The 15,915-nt window shown below is 67.1% G+C and carries 12 protein-coding genes; 8 read left to right on the top strand and 4 right to left on the bottom strand.

The annotated features are described in order from the left end of the window. Positions 1 to 266: 266 nt before the first annotated feature. Complete coding sequence (locus AC1POX_RS06605; RefSeq protein WP_008575203.1) at positions 267 to 791, bottom strand: hypothetical protein; 525 nt, start codon at positions 789 to 791, stop codon at positions 267 to 269. Between the two features lie 13 nt (positions 792 to 804). After that, positions 805 to 3,249: a penicillin-binding protein 1B gene (mrcB, locus tag AC1POX_RS06600; protein ID WP_372356890.1), complete on the bottom strand. Its 2,445-nt coding sequence runs from the start codon at positions 3,247 to 3,249 to the stop codon at positions 805 to 807. Positions 3,250 to 3,486: 237 nt separating this feature from the next. On the opposite strand from mrcB, the gene AC1POX_RS06595 reads away from it, so the two are divergent. After that, positions 3,487 to 5,589, top strand: a complete 2,103-nt coding sequence (locus tag AC1POX_RS06595; RefSeq protein WP_372356889.1) for a glycosyltransferase — start codon at positions 3,487 to 3,489, stop codon at positions 5,587 to 5,589. A gap of 355 nt (positions 5,590 to 5,944) precedes the next feature. Here the strand turns inward: AC1POX_RS06595 and AC1POX_RS06590 are convergent, their stop codons facing one another. Both AC1POX_RS06590 and AC1POX_RS06585 read right to left on the bottom strand, forming a co-directional pair. Beyond that, positions 5,945 to 7,387, bottom strand: a complete 1,443-nt coding sequence (locus AC1POX_RS06590) for a hypothetical protein (RefSeq protein ID WP_041469761.1) — start codon at positions 7,385 to 7,387, stop codon at positions 5,945 to 5,947. Positions 7,388 to 7,654: 267 nt separating this feature from the next. Further along, positions 7,655 to 9,841 (bottom strand): RelA/SpoT family protein, encoded by a 2,187-nt coding sequence (locus AC1POX_RS06585; RefSeq protein ID WP_372356888.1) that lies wholly within the window; start codon positions 9,839 to 9,841, stop codon positions 7,655 to 7,657. Positions 9,842 to 10,131: 290 nt separating this feature from the next. On the opposite strand from AC1POX_RS06585, the gene pqqA reads away from it, so the two are divergent. From pqqA to AC1POX_RS06550, 7 genes are all read left to right on the top strand, one after another. Continuing rightward, a complete protein-coding gene (gene pqqA / locus AC1POX_RS06580) occupies positions 10,132 to 10,212 on the top strand; it encodes a pyrroloquinoline quinone precursor peptide PqqA (protein WP_002812057.1) in 81 nt (26 codons plus the stop codon). A gap of 82 nt (positions 10,213 to 10,294) precedes the next feature. Further along, complete coding sequence (pqqB, locus tag AC1POX_RS06575; RefSeq protein WP_372356887.1) at positions 10,295 to 11,194, top strand: pyrroloquinoline quinone biosynthesis protein PqqB; 900 nt, start codon at positions 10,295 to 10,297, stop codon at positions 11,192 to 11,194. After that, positions 11,191 to 11,943: a pyrroloquinoline-quinone synthase PqqC gene (gene pqqC / locus AC1POX_RS06570; protein ID WP_127167308.1), complete on the top strand. Its 753-nt coding sequence runs from the start codon at positions 11,191 to 11,193 to the stop codon at positions 11,941 to 11,943. The genes pqqB and pqqC overlap by 4 nt, the downstream gene beginning before the upstream one ends. Beyond that, positions 11,940 to 12,218 carry a pyrroloquinoline quinone biosynthesis peptide chaperone PqqD gene (pqqD, locus tag AC1POX_RS06565; protein ID WP_008575224.1) on the top strand — a complete coding sequence of 93 codons (279 nt, stop codon included), beginning with the start codon at positions 11,940 to 11,942 and terminating at the stop codon, positions 12,216 to 12,218. The genes pqqC and pqqD overlap by 4 nt, the downstream gene beginning before the upstream one ends. Beyond that, a complete protein-coding gene (gene pqqE, locus AC1POX_RS06560) occupies positions 12,215 to 13,333 on the top strand; it encodes a pyrroloquinoline quinone biosynthesis protein PqqE (protein ID WP_372356886.1) in 1,119 nt (372 codons plus the stop codon). Before pqqD ends, pqqE begins: the two co-directional genes overlap by 4 nt. Positions 13,334 to 13,395: 62 nt before the next feature. Next, positions 13,396 to 13,908: a hypothetical protein gene (locus AC1POX_RS06555; protein ID WP_039417084.1), complete on the top strand. Its 513-nt coding sequence runs from the start codon at positions 13,396 to 13,398 to the stop codon at positions 13,906 to 13,908. 428 nt (positions 13,909 to 14,336) lie between these two features. Next, the gene (locus AC1POX_RS06550; RefSeq protein WP_277572216.1) at positions 14,337 to 15,851 is read left to right on the top strand and encodes a PhoPQ-activated pathogenicity-related family protein; all 1,515 of its coding nucleotides are present in this window, start codon (positions 14,337 to 14,339) and stop codon (positions 15,849 to 15,851) included. Positions 15,852 to 15,915: the final 64 nt, after the last annotated feature.

Genomic DNA, 15,915 nt, shown 5'->3' with positions numbered 1-15,915 from the left:
CGAACGAAAAGCGGGCAGGAAGCACGACAGCCTAGCGCGTGCGCGATGACGCTGCCTGGGTTGGGCTTGTGCGCACATCCCTACGGCTGCGCCAGCAACCGTAGGGCGCCCTGCTTGTGCTTGCTGAAACCGCACCACGCAGCCAGGAGTACCTCGTCAGCTTGACCGCGACGTGCTCGGGCATCCAAAGCGCGCGACGACACGGCCACACCAGGCATCCACCGCCGCCCGCCTTGCGGCGTGCGCAGTCGCTCCGATCGCCGGCCTCAGTACCGCTTCACGCCTGGCACGGTGCAACCGGCAATCTGCGCCTTGGCAGAGGCCGCGTTTTCCTTTTCGCCACGCGCCAGACGCGACTGCTCGATGGTCGCCCAATGCCGACGGCACAACGGCCCGGTCCTGGACCCCAGGTCGATCGCCTGCTTGGCGAAGCGTTCGGCCGCCGGCCAGTCGGCCTGCAGCACGGACACTTCGGCACGTTCCTGCAGAATCGCCGGGTCGCCCGACACCAGGCCCAGCGCCTGATCCAGGGCCGCAGCGGCGCCGGCCAGATCGCCGGCCTGGCGTTTGCTCTTGGCGGTGTCGCGCAAATCATCCACCTGCGGGTCGCGCAGTGGCTGCACCGACAGTTCGGTGTCGTCTGCGCCGGCCTCGCGTTCGATCAGCAACAGCCGCTGGGTCGGAGTGGTCGGGTCCACCGGGGTCGGCGGCGGCGCGGGCGGTGCGCTGATGCAGGCAGTGAGTGCGGCCAGGACGCCGATCAGGGCGAGCAAACGGTGCAGTCGGTTCATGGGGTCATTCCAATCAACGCGTGGGTGGAGCCGCGGCGGGGGCGGCGGCAGGGTCTTCGGGCTTCTTTTCCAGGCCGAAGAAGCGGCGCCAGCCGCCGCCGCTGGATTGTTCGGCAGGAGCGGCCGCTTCGCTGGGCGCAGCTTCGATCGACGGCGCATTGCCCGCGCACGGCGCGTAGGCCGGCGTGAAGCCGACCACGAACGGGAACTGGCGCGCGCCCGGGCAGCCCGGGTCGGTCACGCCGGTGCCGCTGGCGTCCACCCACTGCCAATCCAGGCCTTTCCCACTGACTTTCAATGGCGCACTCGGCAGGCGGGCAAAGATGCTCGACCACACCCGCATCGCGCCGGTGGCGCCATACAGGCCGGTCTCTGCGTTCTGGTCGTTGCCCATCCAGATCACCGCCAGATGGTCGCCGGTGTAGCCGGCATACCAGCTGTCGCGACCGTCGTTGGAGGTGCCGGTCTTGCCGGCCGACGACAGGCGCCCCAGGCCATCGCTCAGCAACTGCCGCGCGGTGCCGCCGCTGACCACCTGCTGCAGGCCGATGCTGATGAGGTTGGCGGCCACCGAGTCGCCTTCCTGGGCCGGGGCCGGGGTCTTGTCGTAGCGCTTGAGCAGCTTGCCTTGCGGGTCGAGCACACCGCGCACCGCATGCAGTGGCTGGATCTCGCCGCCGGCTGCCAGGAATTGGTACAGCTGCGCCATGCCATACGGGCTCTGGTCGGTGGTACCCAGGATCAGCGCCGGATTGGGCTCGGCCTTGATACCGGCCAAGACCTGGATCAGCTGCGCGATGCGGTCCGCGCCGACCTGCATGCCCACCCGCACCGTGGCCTGGTTGTAGGAATGCGCCAGCGCATCGACCAGGCGCACCGTGCCGTGGCTGCGGTTGTCGGAATTGCCCGGCGACCAGGTCTTGCCGCGGCTGAGCTGCACGGTCACCGGCGAGTCGTCGACCCAGCTGGACAGCGCCCAGCGGTCCGGCGAGGCCAAGGCCAGCATGTAGACGAACGGCTTGAGCAACGAGCCCACCTGCCGCTGCGCTTCCACCGCACGATTGAAACCCGGCTTGGCCACATCGCGGCTGCCGACCACGGCCAGCACATCGCCGTTGTGCACGTCGGTGAGCACCAATCCCGCCTGCAGCGGCGGTCGCTTCTTGTTGTCCAGCCGCTTGATGGTGCCGGTCACTGCACCTTCGGCATACGCCTGCGCAGACGGCGACATGCCGGTGAGCACGCTCATGCCGGCGCCCTGCAGCACGCCTTCCGGATAGTCGTGCGCCAGCTGGCGTCGCACCAGGTCCACATACGCCGGGAAGCGGTTGGCGGCGACCAGGCCGGGCTCGGTCGGCACGCCCAACGGCGCAGCCAGTGCGCGCTTGTATTCGGCGTCGTTGATCAGGTTGTTTTCGTGCAGCTTGCCGAGCACGAAATTGCGCCGGTCCAGCGCGCGTTCCGGGTTACGCCGCGGGTCGTAGTACGAGGGCCCCTTGACCAGCCCGATCAACAATGCGATCTGCTCGGTGGTCATTGAATTGAGGTCGCGGCCGAACCACAGCTCTGCGCCCGAGGACACGCCGTGGATCGCCTGGCCGCCGCGCTGGCCCAGATAGACCTGGTTGAGATAGGCCTCCAGGATGGTGCGCTTGTCGTAGCGCGCCTCCATGATCACCGCATACAGGATCTCGTTGAACTTGCGCGTGAGCGTCTGTTCCTTGCCGATGCCGAGCAGGCCGCTGCGGGCCAGCTGCTGGGTCAGTGTGCTGGCGCCCTGGCGGACCTGGCCGCCGGAGCGCGCCATGATCCAGGCCGCGCGCACCATGCCGCTCAGGTCGATGCCGTGGTGGCTGTTGAAGTCGCGGTCTTCCACTGCCTGCAGGCCGGTGACCAGCAGCTCGGGCACTTCTTCCATGCGCACCAGGCGGCGCTCTTCCTGCTTCTGGCCGTACAGGGTGGCGATGCGCGCCGGGTCCAGGCGTGCGCTTTTGAGCGCCTTGCGGTCGCCGGCGTCGCGCAGGCTGGCCACGCGCCCACCGGCCAGGCTGACTTCGACCCGGCGCGCCGGCACGCGTCCATCCACATCGATGTAGCCGCGGCTGGCGATGGTGAAGCGGCTGCCGTCCTGCTGGTAGGTGCCGGCCAGCTTCGCCTGACCGTCGTCGCGGTACGACGCCGCGTCCAGCTCGGTCTTCAGGGTGGCCGCATCCAGTGCGTTGCCCGGCACGAGCACCAGCGGCCGGCCGTATACGCGGGTCGGGATCTGCCAACGCAGTTCGCCAAAGCGCTGGGTGACCTGCTTGTTCAGATACATCGCATAGGGAATCAGGAAACCGAGCGCCAGCGCGAACGCGGCAAATCCCCAGACGATGAGTCTGCGTTGCCAGCGGGAGCCTTGCGCGTTGGTGTCGTCCTCGAAATCGTCGGGAGCGTCGTTGTCGTGGCGTCGGGGCACAGGAATGCGAGAATGTAGAGTCCGGCGAGTCTAGCAGCGCTGTCATGGCTGTGACCTGCCGGCCCCGTCGGCCGTTAAGAGCGGCTAACAAAACGCCCGACGCCGCTTCGCCAAGCGCGACGTGTTCTCGGCAGCAGCAGGCATGGTTCGTACACTGCGCGGGCAGATGCAACGATTGCCTCGACCCGCGCGCTGCTCGCACCGTTCACTGCCATACCACGCTGGAGTTCCAACGCAATGTCGATGTCTTTGGCCGATGCGCGCTATCTGTTCAATCGCGTCCTCGGCCTGATCCACCGCAGCGTGGCCAGCATGCGCACGCGCGGCTGGCGCGCCACCTGGCAGCGCATTCGCGTACACACACAGGCGCCTCCGGTCGCCCTGGGCACGCCGCTGTGGCTGCCGCAGGCCGCCCCATTTGCGGCGTTCGCACTGCCGCACAGCGCTACCCCGCGGGTGACGGTAGTGATTCCGGTCTACAACCACATTGCGCACACCCTGGCCTGCCTACGCGCGCTGGCGGCGCATCCGCCGCTGCTGAGTGTGGAAATCATCGTCGTGGACGACGGCAGCAGCGACGCCACCGCTGAACAGTTGCCGCAGATCGCCGGCCTGCACTACCACGTGCGTGCGAGCAACGGCGGTTTCATCGCAGCCTGCAACGACGGCATCGCGCTGGCGCGCGGCGAGTTCGTGGTGCTGCTCAACAACGACACCATTCCGCAGCCTGGCTGGCTGGACCGGTTGATCGACACCTTTGCCCGGTATCCGGCCGCCGGTCTGGTCGGCGCGCAACTGGTGTATCCGGACGGGCGCCTGCAGGAATCCGGCGGCGTGGTCTTCGCCGATGGCAGCGCCTGGAGCTACGGCCGCTTCGAATCGTCCGAGGACCCGCGCTATGCATATGTCCGCGCGATGGACTACTGCTCGGGCGCGGCCATCGCGCTGCCGCGCGCGCTGTTGCAGACACTGGGCGGGCTGGACCGGCGCTACATGCCGGCGTATTACGAAGACACCGATCTGGCGTTTGCCGTCCGCGCGGCCGGATATCAGGTGCTGGTGCAGCCGGCCAGCGTGGTGGTGCATGACGAGGGCACCAGCAACGGCACCGATACGCGTACCGGGGTGAAGGCCTACCAGGTGCGCAATCAAGGCGTCTTCGCCCAAAAATGGCAGCAGCCGCTGAAAATGCAGTTGCCGGTCGGCACCGTGCCCGGGCCTGCGCTGCTGCACCGCCACCAGCGACAGGTCTTGATCCTGGACGAGTGCGTGCCGCAGCCGGACCGCGACTCAGGCTCGCTGCGGCAGTTCAACCTGATCCGCCTGCTGCGCGAGGAAGGCGCGCATGTCGTCTTCGTGCCGACACGCCGCGAACACGCCGGGCGCCACACCCAGGCATTGCAGCAACTCGGTGTCGAAGTCTGGTACGCGCCGTTTCTCGAAGGCATCGGCAGCTGGCTGCGCAGCCATGGTGCGCGGTTTGCGGTGGTGCTGCTGGTACGCCACCACGTGGCGCATGCCTGCCTGCCATTGCTCAGGCAATACGCGCCTCAGGCGCGCACCTTGTTCGACACCGTCGACCTGCATTACCTGCGCGAACGCCGCGGTGCCGAGCTGGCCCGCGATGCCAATCTGCTGCGCAGCGCAGAACGCACCCGCCTGCGCGAGCTGGAGATCATGGCGGCCACCGATGTCACCGTGCTGGTGTCGGCCGCAGAACAGGCGCAACTGCGCGCAGATGCGCCGCACATCCGCACCGCGCTGCTGTCCAACCTGCATGAAGTCGCCGGCAGCGGCCATCGCTTTGCGCAACGCCGCGACCTGGTCTTCGTCGGCGGCTTTCGTCATCCGCCGAATGTGGATGCGGTGCAATGGTTCATCAGCGCCATCTTTCCGCAGGTCCGTGCGCAGCTGCCCGAGGTGCTCTTCCACTGCATCGGTGCCGACCTGCCTGACGCCCTGAAATTGCTGGCCGACGAATGCCCCGGCGTGCAGTTGCATGGTCATGTCCCGGATCTGGTTCCGTTCATGGACAGTGCGCGTATCGCAGTGGCACCGCTGCGTTTTGGCGCGGGCGTGAAAGGCAAGATCAATCTGAGCATGGCGCACGGCCAGCCGGTGGTCGGCACCACCTGCGCGGTGGAAGGCATGCACTTGCGCGACGGCGAGGATGTGTGCGTCGCCGACGATGCGGACGCCTTCGCCGCTGCAATCGTGCGGCTGTATCAGGACGCAGCACTGTGGCAACGCCTGGCCGACAACGGCTTGCGCAACGTGGCCGAACATTTTTCGCTGGACGCAGCACGGGCGACGGTGCGCGAGTTGTTCATTGCGGGGTGAGCAGGTGGCTAGGGATTGGCGTCTGAATCGTTTGCATCACCAAACGCCGCAGTACACGCAATGATGGGCGATTGATCCGCTCGCGCCGCATCACGCTGCTGCGCTCGCACCCTCATCTGCCCCTCGCGGCATCTTCTCCCGGTGGAGAAGGGAGTGTGCATCGCAGCTTGATCGCGTACCGGTTGAAAGGCTGCACAGCTTGGTTCACCTGCGTCTGCAGCACGCATTGCATCTGATGCAAATAGGGGGGCTTGGAGCGTGGGACTGTGCCTGTACCTGATGCAACACGGGCCTGAGACCTTGGGACGACACACGCTCGGCGGGCTTCCACGTTACCCACATCACCAGCAACTGCTCACCGCTGTTCGGCCACCGCCTTGACCCGTCGCGTGAATTCGGCAAGTTCCGGCAAACCCGGATCCAGCTGATGCGCCTCGTCCTGCGCACGGCGGGCGAAGGCTGCGTCCTCCTGGCCCAGCCGTTCGCTCCCGACCGCCACCCAGCGCTGTGCAAGGCGGCGTCGCGCACCGGCCAATGCATCGGCATTGGGCGTCAGCGCCTGCCAGGCATCCAGGCACCCGCGCGCGGCGCGCAGGCGGTTGTTGCGCAGTTCGTCCTCGAAACAACGTTGGCTGGCCGGTACCACGCGCGCCGCGGCCTGCAGCACACGCGGATCGCGTGGCGCCAGCGCCTGCGCGGCACGCACGGCGTCATAGGCGCTGGCGCCAGGCGGTGTCATCCAGCGTTGCTGCGCTTCGGCATCGGCAACGCGCTGCAGCAATGCCCGCAGGCGGCGCTCGCGCGTGCCCCGCGACAGGCTCGCGTCCGGGCCGCGCTGGGCGTCGCGCGCGCGCGCAATCGCTTGCTCGGCCTGCACGATCGATGCGGCGCCGGGCACCAGGAGCTGCGCCTGACGCAGGGATTGCAGCGCATCGTCGAAGTGGAAATCCGCCGCCTGCCGGCTGGCCTGTGCGGCGTACTCGTCCGCGACCTGATCGCGGCCGCGCTGGGCGATTGCATCGTCCGGTTCGGCGGCCAGCACCGCGTTGAAATCGCGCGCAGCCGGGGCCAGGCGGCCACGTCGCAGCAAGGCCTGCGCGCGCTGACGTCGCTGTTCCAGCAGGCGGTGGTACTGGCCTTCGGTCAGCGGCATGTCGACATGCCCGGGGTCGTAACGTTTGGCCGCGGCCAGCAACGCCGACGCCTCGCCGAGCGCATCGCGCGCCAGTGCGTGGCGTGCCTGCGCCAACAGATCGGTCAGGGCGTCCTCGCGGCCTTCCAGTGCGTCGGTGCGGTCGGGCGCCAGGGTCAGGATGCGTTGATAGAGCGGCAACGCACTCTCCGGCGTGCCGTCCAGGCGACCCTGCTGCTGCGCGAGCGCGGCCTGCGCCAGCAAGGCATCCAGCCCCACCCGACGCGCCTGCAGCGCGCGCAGCCGCGCCGCAACCGGGGCGATCTGCGCCTGCGGCGTCTCCAGGGCGGTGGCCAGCGCCAGCGCGCGCTGCGCTGCTGCGGCATCGCCTGCCGCAACCGCTGCACGCGCCTGCGCTACCGCAGCAGCGCCGGTCCGCGCCAGCCCGGTACGGGCTTCCCCACGGTCGCTGTCCAGTGCAAGCGCGGCGGCGAACAGTTCGCGCGCACCGTTGCCGTTGGCGGCGCTGAGCTGGCCGCGTGCCAGGGCCGCATCGCCCCGCTGCAACAATTGCTGGATGCGCGTGTCCGGCCACAGCCAATCGGCCAGCGGCTTGCGCAGCACGATCACGGTGAGCAGCAAGCAGGCGCACAGAGCCAACACCATGCGCCAGAGCGCACGGCTGCGCAGTGGCGCCCAGAGGCGGGGCGATCTGGCCCAGCGCGGGAGCGGAGACATACGGTGGCGTCCATCCTTGGCGCGACCTGACGGGGACGCGTTCACCGCATTATGGTAGCGGTGGAGGCTGCGAAGGCGGTGTGGGCTCTTCGGGAATCGGGAATCGGGAATCGGGAATCGTCAGGCAAGCACAGCTCACCTCTTTCATGTGCTGTCTGTTTTCAACCGCGTGCTCTTGCCAGGTGCGCGGCGTCCTCAGCCCAGCCGCCGCACCTCGCTCACGCCGGGCAGCGCATCCAGCTTGCCGAGCAGGCCGGACAGCTGGTCGTAATCGCTGACCTTCAAGCGCAGCCGTAGCTGCGCCCTGCCGGTATCGCGCACGTTGTCGCTGTTGATTTCCAGCACGTGCGCGTCTTCCTGGGCGATCAGGTTGGTGATGTCCTTGAGCAGCCAGCGGCGGTCCACCGCGCGCACCTGCACATCCACTTCGTAGCCGCTGCCGGCCTTGCCCCACTCCACCGGCAACACGCGCTGCGGGTGGGCGGCGGCCAGGCGCGCCAGTGCCGCACAGTCGGTGCGGTGCACGGTGATGCCGCGACCGCGGGTGAGATAGCCGGCAATCGGTTCGCCGGCCACCGGCTGGCAGCAACGCGCCAACTGCACCAGCAAATTGCCCACTCCCTCGACGGTGAATTTGGATTTTCCCAATCCATCGCGCCGCGCGGTCGGCCGCGGGGGCGCCGGTATCGCCGGCTGGGACGCGGCACGTTCGGCTTCCAGCAACGCACGGCTGACCTGGTTCGGGCCGGTATCGCCCAGGGCGACCTGGATATACAGCTCGTCGACGTTTTCGGCGTGGAATTTGCGCGCGGCCACGCTCAGATCCGCATGCTGCAGGCCCAGGCGCTTGAGCTCGCGATCGAGCAAGTCCTTGCCCGCCTGCACATTGCGCGCGCGGTCCAGCTTGTGGAACCAGGCGCGTACCTTGTCGCGCGAGCGCCCGCTGGCCAGAAAGCCGTTGGAGGCCAGCAGCCAATCGCGGCGCGGGTCCGCTTCCTTGGCGGTCATGATTTCCACGCGGTCGCCGCTGCGCAGCCGGTAGGTCAGCGGCACGATGCGGTCGTTGACGCGTGCGCCACGGCAGCGATGCCCGACCATGGTGTGCACGTGATACGCAAAATCCAGCGGCGTGGCACCTTGCGGCAGATCGATCACCTCGCCCTTGGGGGTGAGCGCATACACGCGGTCTTCGATCAGCTCGGCATCCAGCGCGCCGGCCAGTTCGCCATGCTCGCCCTCCTGCACCTGCTCCAGCAGCTGGCGCATCCACAAAATCTTGCGATCGAACGCTTTTTCGCCGCCCTTGCCGCCTTCCTTGTATTTCCAGTGCGCAGCCACGCCGAGTTCGGCCTGGGCGTGCATTTCGAAGGTACGGATCTGGATTTCGATCGTGCGCCCTTCCGGGCCGACCACCGCGGTATGCAACGAGCGGTAGTCGTTGGCCTTGGGCCGGGCGATGTAATCGTCGAACTCGCTCGGCACCGGCGCCCACAACGAATGCACCGCCCCCAGCGCGGCATAGCACGCCGCCACGTCCTCGACCATGACCCGCACCGCGCGGATGTCGTACAGCTGATCGAACGACAGCCGCTTCTTCTGCATCTTTCGCCAGATGCTGTAGATGTGCTTCGGCCGTCCGCTCACCTCTGCGCGCAGGCCCTGCTGGGCAAGCGCTGCCGACAGGGTGCGCTTGACCGCTTCCAGGTAGCGCTCGCGCGCCACGCGGGTTTCGTCCACTTCGCGGGCGATGCGGCGATAGGTCTCCGGCTCCAGATGCCGGAATGCCAGGTCCTCCAACTCCCACTTCACCTGCCAGATGCCCAGCCGGTTGGCCAGCGGCGCGTGGATGTCGCGCGTGAGCTGGGCCAGCGCGCGGCGCTCATCTTCGCTCAGGCGATCGGCCACGCGCATGCGCGCCAGCTGCCGTGCCAGCAGGATCGGCACCACGCGCAGGTCGTGGATGATGGAAAGCAGCAGACGCCGCAACCCTTCGCTGTTGCGCCCGGCCTCGCGTCCGGCATGCAGCGCCCAGACCTGATCGGCTGCATCCAGGCCGTCCAATAGGCCTTCCACCGCCACCCGCCGCTCCGCCGGTTGCCACGGCAGGCCCGCGATCGCGCCGCGCAAGGCAGACAAGTCGAACAGCAACGCCGCAATCAGGGTGGCTTCGTCGGCGGCCAGTAGCGCCAATGCATCCAGGGTGTCGCCGAGCAATGCCCACGGCACGCGATCGGTCTGCGTAGGCGGCAGGTCCTGCCAGGCCTGCGCCAGCGCGTCGCGCACTGCCGGCGCGATCGAGGCCACGGCAGGCCGCTGCAGCAGCGCCTGCAGACGATCAAATGAGGAACTGGTCACAGCGGTGGACACGGCGGCGGGCAACAACGGGAGGCTGACGACTACGGTAACGTGCGCGTCACCTTCTCCACAACGCGTTTTACCGCGGCGCTCGCCGTGCGGGAGGACGCGCGTGCTCAGGCCAGGTTCACCCCGCAACGTCTTGATTCGTAACCGCCGGGCGCGAAAAGCGGCACGGCGCTGCGCACGGAAATCGGAACCTACGCCCCTTTTTACGTGCCCTTTACAACTGCGCCAGACCGCCTGCCTATGCTCGGGGCACGTCGTGCGTTGCATCCTGCAGCCAGCGGCGTTTTTCCCAACTGCGAGGTAGCCGTATGAAGACCTGGAAGAAGCCTGTCGTTCGTGAAGTCAATTGTGGCGCCGAAATCAACTGCTACGTCTCCGGCGAGTTTTGATCCTGCACGTTTCACGCTTACCTTGCCGCCTTTCCTCTTGATGCATGACCGGCAGTTGCCGGCAGATTAGGTCCAGTTCTCCATGCGTATCATCGTCTTGGGATCGGCGGCCGGCGGTGGGCACCCGCAGTGGAATTGCCACACCCCCGCGAGCCTGCGGGCGTGGCAGCAAACAGACGGTGCCCAGCGTCGTACCCAGGCCAGCATCGCAGTCAGTGCCGATGGCGAGCGCTGGGTGCTGATCAATGCCTCACCAGATTTCCGCCAACAAATTCTTGCGACACCGGCCTTGTGGCCGCAGCACGGGCTGCGACATTCGCCGATCGAGGCGGTGCTGCTGACCAGCGGCGAGATCGACCACATCGCCGGGCTGCTCTCGATGCGCGAAAGCCAGCGGTTCTCGTTGCATGCCAGCAACCGCGTGTTGGGCCTGCTCGCGCAGAACCCCATTTTCGACGCCGTCAATCCGCAGTACGTGAGCCGGCAGCCGTTCGCGCTGGACACTCCGCTGGTGCTGTGCGGATTACAGCTCACGCCCTTCTCGGTGCCCGGCAAGGTGCCCTTGTTCATGGAGTCGCGCAGTGGCGGCGACCTGGCGGGGTCCGATGAAGAAACCCTCGGGCTCACCATCGACGATGGCCGTCGCCGCATGCATTACATTCCCGGCTGCGCTGCGATGACCGACGCCTTGCGTGCGCGCCTGCAAAGCGCCGAATTGGTGTTCTTCGACGGCACGTTGTGGCGCGATGACGAAATGGTGCAGCTGGGCGTCAGCCAGAAGACCGGCCAACGCATGGGCCACATGAGCATCGATGGCCCCGATGGCACCATCGCCGCGTTCGCGCCGTTGAACGTGGCCCGCAAGATCTTCATCCATCTCAACACCACCAATCCCGTGCTCAACACCCTCTCGCCCGAGTTCGCCAGCGCGCGCGCCAGCGGTTGGGAAGTTGCCCATGACGGCCTGGAGATCGCCCTGTGACTGCGCTGCTCAGCCCCGACCAACTGGAAGCAGACCTGCGTGCCATCGGCGCGCGCCTGTATCACGACCAGCATCCGTTTCATGCGCTGTTGCACCACGGCAAGCTCGACCGAGGCCAGGTGCAGGCCTGGGCGTTGAATCGCTTCGAGTACCAGCGCTGCATTCCGCTGAAGGACGCGGCGATTCTGGCGCGCATGGAAGACCCCGCGCTGCGGCGGATCTGGCGGCAACGCATCCTCGACCACGACGGCAATAGCGCCAGCGACGGCGGCATCGCTCGCTGGCTGCATCTCACCGACGCGCTGGGCCTGGACCGCGCGCTGGTGGAGTCCGGGCGCGCGCTGCTGCCCGGCACGCGCTTTGCGGTGCAGGCGTACCTGCACTTCGTGCGCGAAAAAAGCCTGCTCGAAGCGATCGCCTCGTCGCTGACCGAATTGTTCGCGCCCAACATCATCGGCCAGCGCGTGGCCGGCATGCTCAAGCATTACGACTTCGTCTCGTCCGAAGCACTGGCCTATTTCGAGCATCGCCTGACCGAGGCGCCACGCGATTCGGATTTCGCACTGGACTACGTCAAGCAGCATGCCGATACGGTCGAAAAACAGGCGCTGGTCAAGGCCGCATTGCATTTCAAGTGCTCGGTGCTGTGGGCGCAGCTGGATGCATTGCATGTGGCCTACGTGACGCCAGGCATCGTCTGGCCGGATGCCTTCGTGCCGGACCGCGACGCCAGCCGGGTCGCGGCATGAGCGGCATTACCCGCCATAGCCAGCCGGCCCTGCGTGCAGGCGTGCGCCTGCAACATGACCGTGCGCGCGACCAGTGGGTATTGCTGGCGCCCGAACGCGTGGTCGAGCTGGACGACATCGCCTTGGTGGTCGCGCAGCGCTACGACGGCACGCGCTCGCTGGCGCAGATCGCGCAGGAGCTGGCTGCAGAATTCGATGCGGACGCAGCCCAAATCGAAGCGGACGTGATCGAACTCACCGATACCCTGCATCAGAAACGTTTGCTGCGGCTATGAGCATCGCGCCGCCACCGCTGTCGGTGTTGTTGGAATTGACCCACCGCTGCCCCTTGGCGTGCCCGTATTGCTCCAACCCGATCGCGCTGGCAGCGCTGCGCGAGGAAATGGACACCGCAGGCTGGCGCTCGCTGCTGCAGCAGGCCGCCGACATGGGCGTGCTGCAGGCGCATTTTTCCGGCGGCGAACCCATGTTGCGCAAAGACCTGCCCGAACTGGTCGCACATGCGCGCGCGCTCGGGCTGTACAGCAACCTGATCACCTCCGGCGTCGCCGGCGGCGAGCCGATGCTGGACCAACTGCAGGCGGCCGGGCTGGAACATGTGCAGTTGAGCGTGCAGGACGTGGATGCGGCCGGCGCCGACCGCATCGCCGGCTACCGCAACAGCTTGTCCAAAAAGCGCGAATTTGCCGCCGCGGTCCGCGCCCGCGGCCTGCCGCTGACGATCAACGCGGTACTGCACCGCCATAACGCCGAACGCGTGCCCGGGATGATCGCGCTGGCGCTGGAATGGCAGGCCGAGCGCATCGAGGTGGCGCACACCCAGTACTACGGCTGGGGCCTGCGCAACCGCGCTGCGCTGATGCCCAGCCGCGAGCAACTGCTGGCCACCATCGACGCGGTGGAAACCGCGCGACGCCAGCTCGGCGACCGCCTGGCGATCGATTTCGTCACGCCCGATTACTACGCGCGCCAGCCCAAACCCTGCATGGGCGGCTGGGGCCAACGCTTCGTCAATATCTCCCCGCGCGGCGACGTGCTGCCCTGCCATGCCGCCGAAACCATCGAGGGCCTGCGCTTTGACAATCTGCGCGAGCGCTCGCTGGCCGATATCTGGAACAACGGCGAGGCATTCGTGCGCTTTCGCGGCGCCGCATGGATGCCGGAGGTGTGCCAGGGCTGCCCCAAGCGCGAGATCGATTGGGGTGGCTGCCGCTGCCAGGCGCTGGCGCTCAGCGGCGATGCCGCCACGCTGGACCCGGTCTGCGAACGTTCGCCCATCCATGCGCAGGTGCGCGCAACCGCCGAGCAGGAGTCGGCATCGCCGGCACCGGCCTTCATCTATCGCCGCCCAGAACGCCCCGCAGCAGCCACCGCAGACCCGCTGGAATAGGCAGCGCCGGCATGCCCCAACAGCGTCTACACTAGCCCTCTCCTCTTCTTCGGATGGCTTCCATGTCGCTCGCGCGCCGCATTCCCTTGATGGTTTGCCTGACCTTGGCGCTGCATGCCGCCCCTGCCCTGGCGCAACGCGCGGTGCAAGGCGACCTGCAGTCGCAGATGAGTGCCGAACAGTTCAAGGCCGCCGGCCTGGACAAGCTCAATGCGAGCGAACTGGCTGCGCTCAACGATTGGCTGCAGGGCAAGGTCGCCAAGGAGGCCGCAGTGGTGGTCGAACAGGCCAAGGAAGCCGGCCGCCAGGAAGTGATCGTCAAGAACCGCGGCTTCTTCGACTTTGGCAGCAAGGAGCCGATCGAGAGCACGATGGTTGGCGAATTCAAGGGCTTCGCCAAGGGCCGCGTTTACACGCTGGCCAACGGTCAGGAGTGGGAACAGACCGATGCCGCCAGCCTGTCTGGCGTGCGCAAGGACGCACCCAAGGTCAAGATCAAGCCGGGTCTGGTCGGCGTGTGGTATCTGCAGATCGAGGGTTACAACACCCCGGCCAAGGTGCGGCGGATCAAGTAAGCGCCTCCGCCGAGCTTGCGCGGCTGCCGAAAGCGGTTGCCACCCACGGCATCGGCATGCGCCGCGCGTATCCCGCCGCTGCGCGTTGCGCATGCGACATTGCAACCAGCCGCTGCAATGTGCTCGCCGTAGAGCAACGCATGCGCAAGGCGGCGCCGGTGCGGCAGACAGAGCGCAAGCGTCAGTGCGCACCCGCCATGCCCAGGCCCAGCCAACGTGGCGCGCCGAATCATCGTACTCAGCATCGCGCACACGCAGCCCATTGGCGGTAGCGATAGGTGCCGTCCTACTGACCGATTCCGACCACGCGTACACTCCTGCACACACCGCGCCACCCACCCGTCGCTGACGCCACTGCTAACCGCGTTTTTCCCACGCGATTGGTCGCAGCAATCGCTGGCCACACGCACGGACTCTGGAGAACCTGCATGCGCTCGAAGACCTATTGCAGCCTTGCACTGCTATCGTCCCTGACACTCTTTGCAGGCGTCGCGCCCGCTGATCCCATCGCGTCCGCTGCGTCGCCGGCGGAGCGCTGCGCCAATGCACCGGACGTTGGCTTCGGGCAAGCCCTGGTGTGTTACCACGATGCCATCGAACAGCAACCGCTGACCTATACGCGCGTTGGCACCAGCAGCGTGGCCGGTGTCGAGCGGCGCGATTACCTACTGACCTCGCAGGACTGGTCGCCCGAGGGACTGGTCACGCCGGCGCGCTGGCAGCATGACGTGGCGATCTACGTGCCGACAGAGGCCTTGCCCACGCGCGCGGTGTTGATCTCAACCAATGGCACGCGTCACCCGGCGGATGGCAGTGCGGCGCAGCCGGCCAGCGAGTTGGCGCCCGAAGCGCTGGCCGCCTTGGCGCAACGCACCCGCACGGTGGTGATCGCGCTCAGCGACATCCCCAACCAGGCGCTGATCTACCAGGGCGATGCCACCCCGCGCCGCGAAGACGACAGCGTGGCCTATAGCTGGTCGCTGTTTCTCAAGGCGCCGCAGCAGCGCAAGACACTGCCGCTGCATGTGCCGATGGCGGCCGCGATTGCGCGCACCATGAGCCTGGCCGAGCGCGAACTGGCCCCACTGCGAATCCATCGCTTCGTCCTTGCCGGCGCCTCCAAACGCGGATGGGCCAGCTGGCACGCCACCATCGCAGACCGGCGCGTGGAGGCGGTGGCGCCATTGGTGATCGACATCCTCAACATGCCGGCCGTGCTGGAGCATATGTCCCGCACCTATGGCGGCAACTGGCCGATCGCCTTCAACGCCTATGCAAAGCAGGGCATCACCTCACAACTGCAGACCCCCGCCTTCGCGCAGTTGGTGCAGCTGCAAGATCCGCTGAGCTATTTGCACACGCCGTACCGCACGCGGCTGGCGGTGCCCAAGTACATCGTCAACGCCAGCGGCGACGACTTCTTTTTGCCGGACAACACCCAGTTCTTCTATGACGCACTACCCGGCAGCAAGGCGCTGCGCGTCCTGCCCAACAGTGCGCACAATATCCGCGCCTCCGTCGTCGATACCCTGGTGCCGTTTATCACGCGCCTGCAGCAGCAGCGCCCGTTACCGCAGGTAAGCGATGTGTTGCGTATGGGCCAAGCGCCGCAGATCCGCTTCCGCTCCTCCGAGCGGCCAACGCAGGTGCAGCTATGGAGTGCACATAATCCGCACGCGCGCGATTTCCGCTACGCCTGCGGCATACGCTACAGCGCCACGCCCATTGCGCTTGCCGGCGGCGGCCCGGTCCGGGTACCGGTGCAGATTCCGGAGAACGGCTGGAGCGCGTATTTCGTCGAAGCCACTTACGCGGACGGATTCGTTGCCACCAGCCAGACCTATGTAGTCGGCAAGCAGCGTTACCCCACCCAGGCACCGCCCACCGATAACGCGGCCTGCAGCACGTTGCCCGGCGTGACCACCGCTGCCGCCGTGCGCTGACGCAGTTCTTGAACGATGGCGATCGCCGGCTGAAGCACCTCGCGGGCAATTGAGCGCTATGCGC

The organism is Xanthomonas sp. NCPPB 3442 (genome assembly GCF_056725145.1).
Note: the sequence above shows the minus strand (reverse complement) of the source record. Positions and strands in the feature narration are given on the sequence as shown.